Origin of the sequence: Faecalibacterium sp. OM04-11BH (genome assembly GCF_003482185.1) — a bacterium.
GTDB classification, from domain to species: Bacteria; Bacillota; Clostridia; order Oscillospirales; family Ruminococcaceae; genus Faecalibacterium; species Faecalibacterium tardum.
The window spans coordinates 78,405-88,479 of sequence record NZ_QULS01000012.1; the positions used below are offsets into that span (position 1 = coordinate 78,405).

Below are 10,075 nucleotides of genomic sequence, written 5' to 3' on the forward strand. Positions count from 1 at the left end.
GTTTCATAGGATCCGCCCTTTCCTGTTATGGTGTTACGGTGATCCGGCCATCCAGCCAGTGATCCAGCCACTCGTACTCCTGAAAGTATTCTATAAGCACATCCTGACAGGAGGTTGCAATGGTACGGGGCTTTTGCAGGCGGGCGATTCCCCCCCGAGTGACATCGAAGAAGCTGGTGATGTTTTGGAAGTGGAAATTCTGCATCCCGACGGTGAAAATTCTCTCGTCTGTTACTTCCTCACCCTTGTAGGTCAGCGACTCAAAATCATGGTTGCTGCGGCTGTACCGCAGGCGGAGCGCTGCCGGGATCTGGTAAAACTCAGTGTGGCCCGCGAAAGATTCTTCCCGCAGCATAAAACGCAGCATATGCCGCAGCTGTCTGCCGGTGACCTTGAACAGATACACGCCGTCATCGTAGGGGAACGCCTCGGTCAGGTTTCTGTAGGTCACAACAGGTCCCAGCCTTTCGGCCCGGATGCTGCCGGAACCCAGCAGCATGACATCCACGCCAAGGCTCTGGGTAAAGATATCGGCCAGCAGGTCGCCCAGCTCCGTTTCCTGATTGCGCTCCGGGTGGGTCAGTTCCCGGCGGAACCGCGCCACGATGTGATTATACTTTTCATCTACCTGACAGGAGAATTGTGCAATGACCTGTTCCATCACCGGGTTCCGAGGACAGTTTTTGTCGATGATGGGAACGGACTTCCATGTATAGGAGTCGATGCAGTTGTTGTCGGTGTCCACTACGATGTCGAACCGGCCAATCTGATCCGTCCCGGTCCCGGCCTGTGTAATTACAATGCCGTTTTCTTCCCATGCCTGTTCCAAAAAGGTGTGGGAATGCCCGCCGATGATGAGGTCCACACCCCAGGCCGGGTCCAGCTGGCTGGCAAGCCGCCGATCCTCTTCAAAGCCGATGTGAGTGAGCAGGACCGTAAAATCAATGTCGATGCTGTTGTGGGCGTTGCAGATCTTGCCCACCTCCACCGCTGCGGCTGCCGTATCTACAAAGGAGCCGATGAGGGATTCGGATTTTGTCTGGTTGATCACGTCTTGTGTGATGATGCCGATGAAAAGGATGTTCATCCCATCTATCTGTAAAATCTTATACGGCGTGAACAGCCGCGTCTGGGTGTGCTTGATGTAGAGGTTGGCGTTGATGATGGGGAATCGCGCCAGCTTTTCGATAAAAAGCAGATGCGCGACACCGTAATCCACCTCATGGTTGCCGATGGTGACGATATCCGGGGCGAGGGCGTTCACGATCTCGATCGTGGAAAGCCCCTTGTATTCCGAATCGATGACCGAGCCGCGGAACATATCGCCTGCAATGGCATAGAGAACATTTTTTCTTCGCTGCGCACCTTTTCCACATAGCCCGAAAGCATCGACACGCCGCCTACCAGTTTGTCATCCAGCTGTTCGGCCAGAAAATCGCCGTGCATATCGTTGGAGTGCAGGATGGTGATCTTTTTTGTGTGTTTCATCATATCATTCCTCCATGGTCCGGGATCCGACTCAGACTGTCTCAGCTCTCAGGATCCAGAAGCAGCGTTCCGGAAGTCAGGCCGGACAGAAGCGGGTCGCCATCCAGATGGGTCACTTCCAGCCGACCGTCCGACCGGCGCGTGACCTCGAAAATACCTGACAGATCTGCTGCGCCATCGGTTCGGCTGTAAAGGGTAAATTTGATCTGCCGGGGCGTATCCCATGCACCGCCTTCGCCGTCCAGAATCAGCCAGCTGCCGCTGTACTCTGCAATCGGCGCACGGTTGCCCGGGCCATAGCTGTAATAAAGCTCGTTGCCGGACCTTTCAAAAAGCAGGTTCAGGCTGAGTGCCTGCCCGTCTTCGCCCCGGGCCAACGCAGACCATCAACCCTCAAAAGGCTCTTTTTCGTATCTCGTCAGGTCCCATACGCCGCCACCGAGGTTCCACGGGGTGTTCACCGTGCCGTCCTGAAGGGAAAGGCAGGGGTTCCAGTCCAGAACATCTCCCTGCCGGGTCGTGATGACGACTTCGGTGCTGGGGATGATATCACTGACATTGCAGAAAAGCAGGATGGGGTCTGCCTCGTCGCTGCGGTAGAGCACCTGCCCGGTCTCGCCCACAAAGCCGTTGCCCTCATTGCACACCCATTCATTGACGGCCAGCGTGGCACCGTAGGCCGGGACGATGCAGTAAAGTTCGTACCCGCCATCCGGGGCAGAGACATATCGGCTTTCCGGGATCTCTTTCACATAGCCGCACTGGGAGAGATCTGCATTTTCCAGAATTTCCCCGATGCTGCTGCCGCCGCCCAGAAAGACCACGGCACAGGCAAAGTTCTGCTCCAAGGCCATGTTCCGGAGCGTTTCCAGCGTCCAGCCGCCGCTCGCGCCTTTGCGGGCAGCGCCGCCGAGGCCAAAACGAACTCGCTGTATCAGGATACGGAAAGTAACTTCTGAACTGAAATAAGAGCCGGTTTGTGACACTTACATTTCGCAGACCGACAAGATGCTTCAGGCGGACAACATCTGTTCCAATGCAGTGTCAAATTATATCCACGCATTGATCGAATTCACTTTCTGCGCCTGTCTGGCCGCCTGAAGGCTGAATTTCCACCCGGCAAGCACCAGGCCAAGCAGTGCAATGCTGACGGCTGTAAGGCAAAAATATTTTTTAAACAGTTTCAGGATCTTCATCGTATGGTTCCTCCATGTATTCATCTGTATGTACGCCTTCCATCGAAACAGGGGCATGATACGCACTGTACCGCTGTCGGACCTGTTGCTGAAGTTCGTTTGTGGACGAATCCGGGAGCACCCATTCATCGGGTTCGTGTTCCAGGATGAACCGGATCGTGCGGGAATCAACTGTCGTTGTAAAGACTGTGAATGACTTTTCCGGCAGAGCGTATTCATCGGCAGTACACGAAAGCTCACCTTCTTTGCCTGAAACAAGAACCGGTTCGTCAAACAGATAGTCCGTAGTGCAGGGGGTGCCATCTGGATTGTGGACCTGACAATGCAACTGATCGCCTGCGTCAAGAAGTGTTTCAGCTGGAACGAACGTATCTTCCAGATGCTGGTGTCTGGAAATCTGGATGTTCTCCCATGCACCCCACAGTATGAGGGCAAAGACCGACAGATCCAGCAGGCTGTTCCTGCCGAGAAAAGGCAGAGTGACCGGCCAGGGAGCGCCAAAACCGTACAACATCCCGCACACAGCACGGTAAGAAAGCATCCCTGCTGCGGTAGCGTATACAGACCATTCTTTATGGACGCGGGCATTCCGGAAGTCAACCAGCTTTACAAGCACCCAGATGAAGCCAACCAGAACCAGAGTCAGGCCGATCACGGCAGCCCAGCCGCCATAGTACAGAAGCTGCAGCACGGGTGTGCGATTGTCTGCCAGCCAGTAATGTGCATCAGCAGAAACTTTCAAAAAGTCCGATGTACCAAAGAACGCGGCATGCGTTGCGATTTCACGGACCGCTACTCTCAGTGTCTCCCAGTTACTGGAGAGCATACAGATGGTATCACCCTCCACCGGAAGCTTCAGCTGCAGGGGCAGGCATAGCGTTCGGATAATTGCATACAGCCCAACATGCAGGATGGATTTTTCGGCATATTCGGTTGGTACATATTTCCACACTGCAACAGCCAGTGTGAACGTATTGAGGAGCAGAAGATCGAACTGCCAGATATTCGGCATTGCCTGAAAAAACAGAAGTTCTTCAAGCGTCATGACAAAAAGCGAGGTGAAACCGTTTTGCTGGGCATCTCGACTGAAGTCCTCATGTTTCATCGCCCGCAGAATGGCATCTACCTGGATCGGGAACCAGATGATGACCCAAAAATCGTAGATATATCGTTTGGGGAATGTGAAGCTTCCGAGCACGACACTGGAATACGAGAAAAAGGAAACGTTGCCTTGGCCCCCAATCTCGCAAAAAAGCAGAGCCATCATGGCAATCGCGCCCCATGCCGCATCCTGCGCACAGTCCGCTGTGCTGTATGTAGACTGCCACACGGCTGGCCGGAACATCACAAGTGTATTTAACAGGGTTGCAAGGCTGATGGCCGGGATAATTTCTATGAGGAACGAAAAATCTCCATAACTGTCGCTGAAACTGTTCTGATGAATGAAAGTGTTCAGCCAGATCAGACCCAGGACCAGTGTGCTACCGATGACCATCGGCAGGATTTGTTTGCTTGATCGTTTGATTCCTGTCATAAGGATCCTCCTTTTTTATTCTTCAAAAAGCTGTGCCAACAGATCTGGCTCCTCGGCCGAAACGCTGCCAACGAACGATTTTTCTGATGGAACACGGATGAAGATTTCCTGCAAAAACGCAGTGTGCCGGCGGTTTGCATCATCATTTTCCGGATTTGCTTTCTGCCCGGAACGGACTCTCTGCCGAAGTCTGAATTCTTTTGCGACACGTTTCTCGTATTCCCGGAGGACATTCTGATATTCCGCGTTCGCAAACGTATTGTAACGCTGTCCGTAATGCGGTTTGGAACCGTGCCGGAACAGGATCTGGCTGCCAATGGGCATCTCCAGAATATCCTTCAGCGGAACATTGGCGCGGACACTGATATTCTGTGCGGTTGCCAGGTCGTTACTGCCCATGTAGACATAGGTATCACAATTGTTTCTGATCGTAGTTGCCGGGCCATCTCCGTAAAGAGAAGCCAGCTGCGTTTCCGACTGGATGAGAAGGGTGACTGAGATCTGCTTTTCACGCAGGATCGAAATGTACTGGTCAAATAGCGGAACAGGACAGCCGGTAGCGAAATCATCTGCAATCAGGTGGACGGGAACGGGCAGTTTTCCGTCCGGCTGGTTTTCTGCGTAATCGAACAGTTCCTTGAACAGTTGGGCATAGAACAGGCTGATAAAACTGTTAATGCTGGGATTGACGGGGCTGGATGTGATAAAAAGCGCTGTCTTTTCATTGGCCAGCTGCTCAAATCGGAGCCTTTTCCGCATCCGGAACATCACACGCAGTTCAGGGGTAAAAGTCGAATCTATAATGGAATGCAGCGTGCTGAACACGCAGCCCGCTGTTTTGACAGGCAGATTGCTGAAAGTCCGCCAGTTGGAAGAAGCGTAATTGAGCGGATCTTTTGATTCCAGAAACTTGAACTTTTCGTCCAGATCGGTTGTGACCAGTTCATCATAGCGTGAGGAAATGGAAAGGGAATCGATCGTTTCCAGTACATCCGCAAATGTCGGGTCATCTTTCAGCATCAGTGTCTCGGCAATCAGAGCGTTGAGAAGGGAAGCTGCCGATTCATCCCAATAGGGGTCCGGATTATGGTTTCTTCTTGTTCCGGATATGATGCTCTGGGACAGGAACGAAATATCGGCAAAGCTGTTGATATAGTCCAGCGGATCAAAGCAGACATTTCCACGCGATGGATGGACAAAATCAAGATCCAGAATCTTATACCCCCGGTTTTGCAGCAGCGGGATGAATTTGTTCACGATCCCGCGCTTTGTAACAGAACAGACGATCGAGCGCGAAAAGGATTCCAGAAGGAATGGTTCCACGATCGAAACCGTTTTGCCGGAGCCGCTGCCGCCCACGACAAGGATATTGTTATTCAGTCCGGTTTTCCGGCAGTCTGTACTGAAGATGCAACCATCGCCCAGGATCATGCGGTCGGCCCTGTCCGGGTACTTTGCCGGGATGTTCAAAGATCGGGTCTTACGTTTTGCCATTGCCTTGATCCTCCCGTGCTTTTAAAAGCGTTGCAATCTCCCCGAATGGGATGACCCTGTCGTACAAGCAAACCTTATCCTGAACAGAGACCGATCGGGGATCTTCCGCCTGTCTGTCTGCCGGAGCGCTTCTGCCGCTCGCCCGGAACATGATGAGGTTGCAGTTGCTCATGGTCGAACTCTCCTTTCCTTTTCCTGAGAACTCCAGGCTGCAGTGCGGTCTGGTCTCTTTTGTCTGGCATAAAGATATCAGATGGTTTTCTTTCACCGGTGCAAAAAAACAGATTTTACCTGAAAGTTGGGAATGAAAGTGGCTCATAGAGAAAAGCCGAACCTTTCCTTGGGCGTGAAAGGTCTGGCTTTTTTCATCCTGATACAAAACAAATAGTGGGTTTTGTGTGCCAAGGGGGAAAATTCAAAGGGAAGATCATCGGGACTGTATGCAGGGAACATTGAGATTTTCCTTGTTACAGTCCGGCAGGTGTGATATGATAAAACCATAAACTCAGGGAGTGAATCTCAAAATGTAAAAAGGAGTTGGATATATGAAAAGTTTTACCGGGTTCAGGCTATCACTTTTCAGCTTTTTGGACCGTCATCCCCTTTATCCTTACCGGGATGACGCAGGAGAGCTGAAAGTTCTTCTGATCGGTTATGGCCAGCGGATCCTGGATGATATCCTGCCGACAGTCGCAACGAACGGGCAGCTTCTCGACACAGCGCTTCATATCACGCTGGCAAGTTCCAACCCGTCGCAGTGCGTGGACACGCTCCTTCAGAAGGTACCCTATCTGCCACATTTTTCGGCAATCTCCTGCATGAACAAGCGGGTCTCTGAAAGTGAGATGGAGGATAACCGGTGCACGCTTTCTTTTGAGAAAGCACAGCTGACAGCAGAGGGAATGCAGCAGCTTGCCGGGGAACACAGCGATTATCGGTATGTCATCATTTCAACCGGAACCGATGAGAAAAATGCCGAGCTTGCACGGGCGTTTGGCAGCTGCGGACGCAATGAGCCGGTGTTGATCGCCTATGTGCAGAGAAAAAAGAAGCCTGGGCTGACGATGCCGTCCACAGAACAGGCCGAGCTGATTCCATTTGGTTTCGATGCCGATGAGGCAGAGTTTTCGGAGGAACTGGAAAAAATCGGCCTTAACCTCCACAGTTCCTACATTCGCTCGGCGGACAGCCGGTATTCCGCCAACAGCGTGCTCCACGATTTTTACCATGATAAGTATACCTATGTGTCCAACATGGAGGCAGCCATCCACATCAAGGCAAAGCTCCTCTGCTGCGGCATTTCCTGCAGCGACCTGAAGCAGGCGGCCAAAGAGTTTTCTGCACGCATCGCAAAGGAGCCGGCTCTCATCGACCGGCTGGCATCGGTGGAACACGACCGCTGGGTATTCAGCAAGATCTTTGCCGGATACCGGCAGCTGCAGGATCAGACCTTGATTTACCGGGACGGCAATACCACCCACAGTTCTGCGCAGAAGTGGCATACCTGCTTGCTGCCGGTAGATCACACCGGAGTTTCCTCTATCACAGAGGAGATCTGGCAGGCGGCAGAATCCGGCACGGTATCCGACCCCGGACTCGACCCGCTGGATCAGATGACACTGCTGCTCCATCAGAAATGCAGAGAAAATGCAGAAGCACACACCGGCACGGTGGACAGCCTGCTGAAAACGATCCAGGATCTGCTCGCGGACAACGCAAGCTTTCCCCTTTCTGCATATGAGTCGTTCAAACAGCTGTCTCTTGCAGTGTCTGAACTGCGGATCCACAAAAGAAGCGCGATTTCCCTTTATCGTCGGTCGTGGAAAAAACTGTATGACCAGATCCGGGCCGATGACGGTGTGCACGCTGCGGTGCTGACCTCTATCCTAGATAATTTGCAGGCAGAGATGGGATCGCTCATTGAATACGTTTCCCGGAAGGATTACAAGGAACAGGACCGGATCCTGTGCCGGGGCATTCCTTATGCCCTGACCCATCAGTTCCGTCCGGTGGTTCTTAAACTGCTTTCCTCCAAAACAACGGACAACATTGCATCGATCCAGCAGATGGATCCTGCGGCGGTCACGTTTGTGGGGATTGCCCGTACCGCAATGGAGCTTGCTCAGATCGATACAGTGCTTGCAAACCTGAAACGCTATGTTTCCCATTACCTGCAGGAAACGGAATTTGAATACTCCATCTTTGTACCCAATGAACTGTGCGGCACCGCAGACGAGGAACGCGAGGATCTCGTGTTTGTTCCGCTGCTGGAGCGCAAGGCACTTGTCGATGAAATGAGCATGCTGTTTTCGGCAGCTCCGGCGTACATTGATGTCAGTGGAGCGGATCCGCTCCTGACAGCTGCCGCGATGGAGTATGCGGATACGCAGGGCTGCGGGGTGTTCTACAACTGCGGTGGCACCTTCTTGAATATTTCCCGTGCAGAGGAACTGGAGTACCCGTTCCCGAAGCAGGGCTTTACGGTGGAGCAGATGTTCTCCATCAACGGCGCAGACACCATCGGCGTGGAATCCTCCCGGATCACAGGCCTGGAGAACATTTACCAGCCGCTGTGGGATCTCTTCCTGCAGAACAGTATGTACTGGAACACGCTTCCTGACAAACGGATCGCTCTGCCGGATGACCGGACGTATACCTTCCCCTTTGCCGGAGAAGGCGGGGAAGTCACGATCCGGACACAGCAGGCTGTGGCACAAAAGCTCTTCCCGGTGCTGCAGCAGATGGTGCAGCTCCAGTATATCCGGGATATCTCGTTTGATTCGGTCTATGGTTCGGCACGGACGATCCTTTTTTCAGTCCGGCCCGGCATCACGGATGCTGCGCAGTTCCAGGCGGCGCTGCAGTCCCTCTGCGATGGATTTGATCCGCAGACCATGACCTTCAGCCTAAATTATAACCATAAGACCCTGCAGGTATCCGGCCTCCGCTGTACGGTTTCGCTGGCAGATGATAATCCGGCGTACCTCAAGGGGCATAAGACGATCCTGCAGCGGCTCACGGAATTGGGCGGGATCTATGATGTTGTCTACAGTGACCCGAAAACCTGTACGTTCCGGCTTGCCAGCCAGGAAATGCGGCATATCATGGAAAAAGCCGGCAATCTGGCAGAAGCCTATGTGTATTATACCGCTCTGCTGGACTGTGGCTTTGATGATGTGGAAAACGGCCTTTCCTTCCGTCATTCGGTAGGCTCCGAGATCCGGAATGAGATCGATGTTCTCTGCACCAGCGCAGACCGGTCTTTGTTCATCAGCGTAAAAGCCCGCAACGAGGGTGCGTTTGCAGATCCGGATCTGAATTATCTGAACATGGTCGCTTATGAGATCCGCTATGAGGCGGAGCATTTCGGGCTGAACAGCAAGGCGGTTCTGGCAGCTCCTGCGCTGCCGATGTTTACCCTTGCTGCCAATGGGACTTATGTGCTGAGCAACTATGCCATGAAGTGCCGGTCGCGCGGGGTTTATTTGTGCGGCAGGGAGTGCTTCCAGAGCGGGATGCTTGGCCGCACGCTGACTGCTATCATGAACGACGCAGTCGATACCTGGAGCGATTTTCTGCGCCCGACCGCCGCACCTGTGGCGGATTCCATACCGGCTCGGATCATTCCGTTTGAGGACCTTGAGGAAGGGCAGGTCTATTATGGTAAGATCGTCGGCATAATCGCCAAGTCTGCCTTTGTGGAGATCGGCGTCCGCCACAAGGGCACTGTTGTGAACGGAGCACTGTTCATCTCAGATATCGCCGACTGCTATGTGTCCGATATCCACGACTTTGTGCAGGAAGGCGACGTTGTAAAGGTGGTCGTGACGTACATCGACCCCCAGAAGACGCAGTTCCGGGTCTCCATGAAACAAGTTCCGGAACGGCATGAAATAATAAAATAAGCGCGTTTTCAGCTCAGCTTTCCGGGCATAGCAAAGCCTCCCCGTGCAGGTTTATGATCCTGCACAGGGAGGCTTTTTGTCTGTTGTCTACTTTTTGTGAACCTGTTCAGCAGACAGGACGCCTATTTTTGGTTTGCTTCTGCGTTTCAGGGCGGATCACTGTTGTGCAAGCTGCTTCTGGTAAAATTCTGCCACTTCGCGCCTCAGACTGTCTGCTTCTTCTCTGCGGCCTGTTTTTTCCAGAAGGGCTGTCAGATTGTCGCAGACCAGCTGTAACTTCGGCAGGTAGACTTTTGGATTTTCCTCGGCCAGATTCCAGCGTATTTTTAATGCCTCCTGATACAGTTCTTCCGCCTCCTTGAATGAGCCAATGTCAGAGAGAAGATTTGCCAGATTGTTGCAGCCTATTGCCAGATTAGGCAGATAGGCATCGGGAGATTTCTCGGCGAGTTCTCTGC

The 10,075-nt window shown here is 52.9% G+C and carries 10 protein-coding genes; 1 reads left to right on the forward strand and 9 read right to left on the reverse strand.

Features of this window, described 5'->3' with window-relative positions:
* Positions 1–25: 25 nt before the first annotated feature.
* The 8 genes from DXB44_RS10780 to DXB44_RS10805 form a co-directional block, all read right to left on the reverse strand.
* Complete coding sequence (locus tag DXB44_RS10780; RefSeq protein WP_243111124.1) at positions 26–1,321, reverse strand: 5'-nucleotidase C-terminal domain-containing protein; 1,296 nt, start codon at positions 1,319–1,321, stop codon at positions 26–28.
* Positions 1,261–1,491: a hypothetical protein gene (locus DXB44_RS14795; protein WP_242990457.1), complete on the reverse strand. Its 231-nt coding sequence runs from the start codon at positions 1,489–1,491 to the stop codon at positions 1,261–1,263. Before DXB44_RS14795 ends, DXB44_RS10780 begins: the two co-directional genes overlap by 61 nt.
* A gap of 38 nt (positions 1,492–1,529) precedes the next feature.
* The gene (locus DXB44_RS10785) at positions 1,530–1,865 is read right to left on the reverse strand and encodes a hypothetical protein (protein ID WP_097839752.1); all 336 of its coding nucleotides are present in this window, start codon (positions 1,863–1,865) and stop codon (positions 1,530–1,532) included.
* A 9-nt stretch (positions 1,866–1,874) separates the two neighbouring features.
* Complete coding sequence (locus DXB44_RS10790) at positions 1,875–2,342, reverse strand: hypothetical protein (RefSeq protein ID WP_118658723.1); 468 nt, start codon at positions 2,340–2,342, stop codon at positions 1,875–1,877.
* A gap of 195 nt (positions 2,343–2,537) precedes the next feature.
* The gene (locus tag DXB44_RS14555) at positions 2,538–2,684 is read right to left on the reverse strand and encodes a hypothetical protein (protein ID WP_158581891.1); all 147 of its coding nucleotides are present in this window, start codon (positions 2,682–2,684) and stop codon (positions 2,538–2,540) included.
* Positions 2,662–4,218 carry a hypothetical protein gene (locus DXB44_RS10795; RefSeq protein WP_118658724.1) on the reverse strand — a complete coding sequence of 519 codons (1,557 nt, stop codon included), beginning with the start codon at positions 4,216–4,218 and terminating at the stop codon, positions 2,662–2,664. Before DXB44_RS10795 ends, DXB44_RS14555 begins: the two co-directional genes overlap by 23 nt.
* Positions 4,219–4,233: 15 nt before the next feature.
* Positions 4,234–5,712: a type IV secretory system conjugative DNA transfer family protein gene (locus tag DXB44_RS10800; protein WP_118658725.1), complete on the reverse strand. Its 1,479-nt coding sequence runs from the start codon at positions 5,710–5,712 to the stop codon at positions 4,234–4,236.
* Entirely contained in the window at positions 5,699–5,884 is a 186-nt protein-coding gene (locus DXB44_RS10805; RefSeq protein ID WP_118658726.1) for a hypothetical protein, read from the reverse strand. The genes DXB44_RS10800 and DXB44_RS10805 overlap by 14 nt, the downstream gene beginning before the upstream one ends.
* A 373-nt stretch (positions 5,885–6,257) precedes the next feature.
* Here DXB44_RS10805 and DXB44_RS10810 point away from each other — a divergent pair, with 373 nt between their 5' ends.
* Positions 6,258–9,617: a S1 RNA-binding domain-containing protein gene (locus tag DXB44_RS10810; RefSeq protein ID WP_118658727.1), complete on the forward strand. Its 3,360-nt coding sequence runs from the start codon at positions 6,258–6,260 to the stop codon at positions 9,615–9,617.
* Positions 9,618–9,773: 156 nt separating this feature from the next.
* On the opposite strand, the gene DXB44_RS10815 is transcribed toward DXB44_RS10810, so the two are convergent.
* On the reverse strand, positions 9,774–10,075 hold a 302-nt coding region (locus DXB44_RS10815; RefSeq protein ID WP_147366447.1), incomplete at its 5' end, for a tetratricopeptide repeat protein.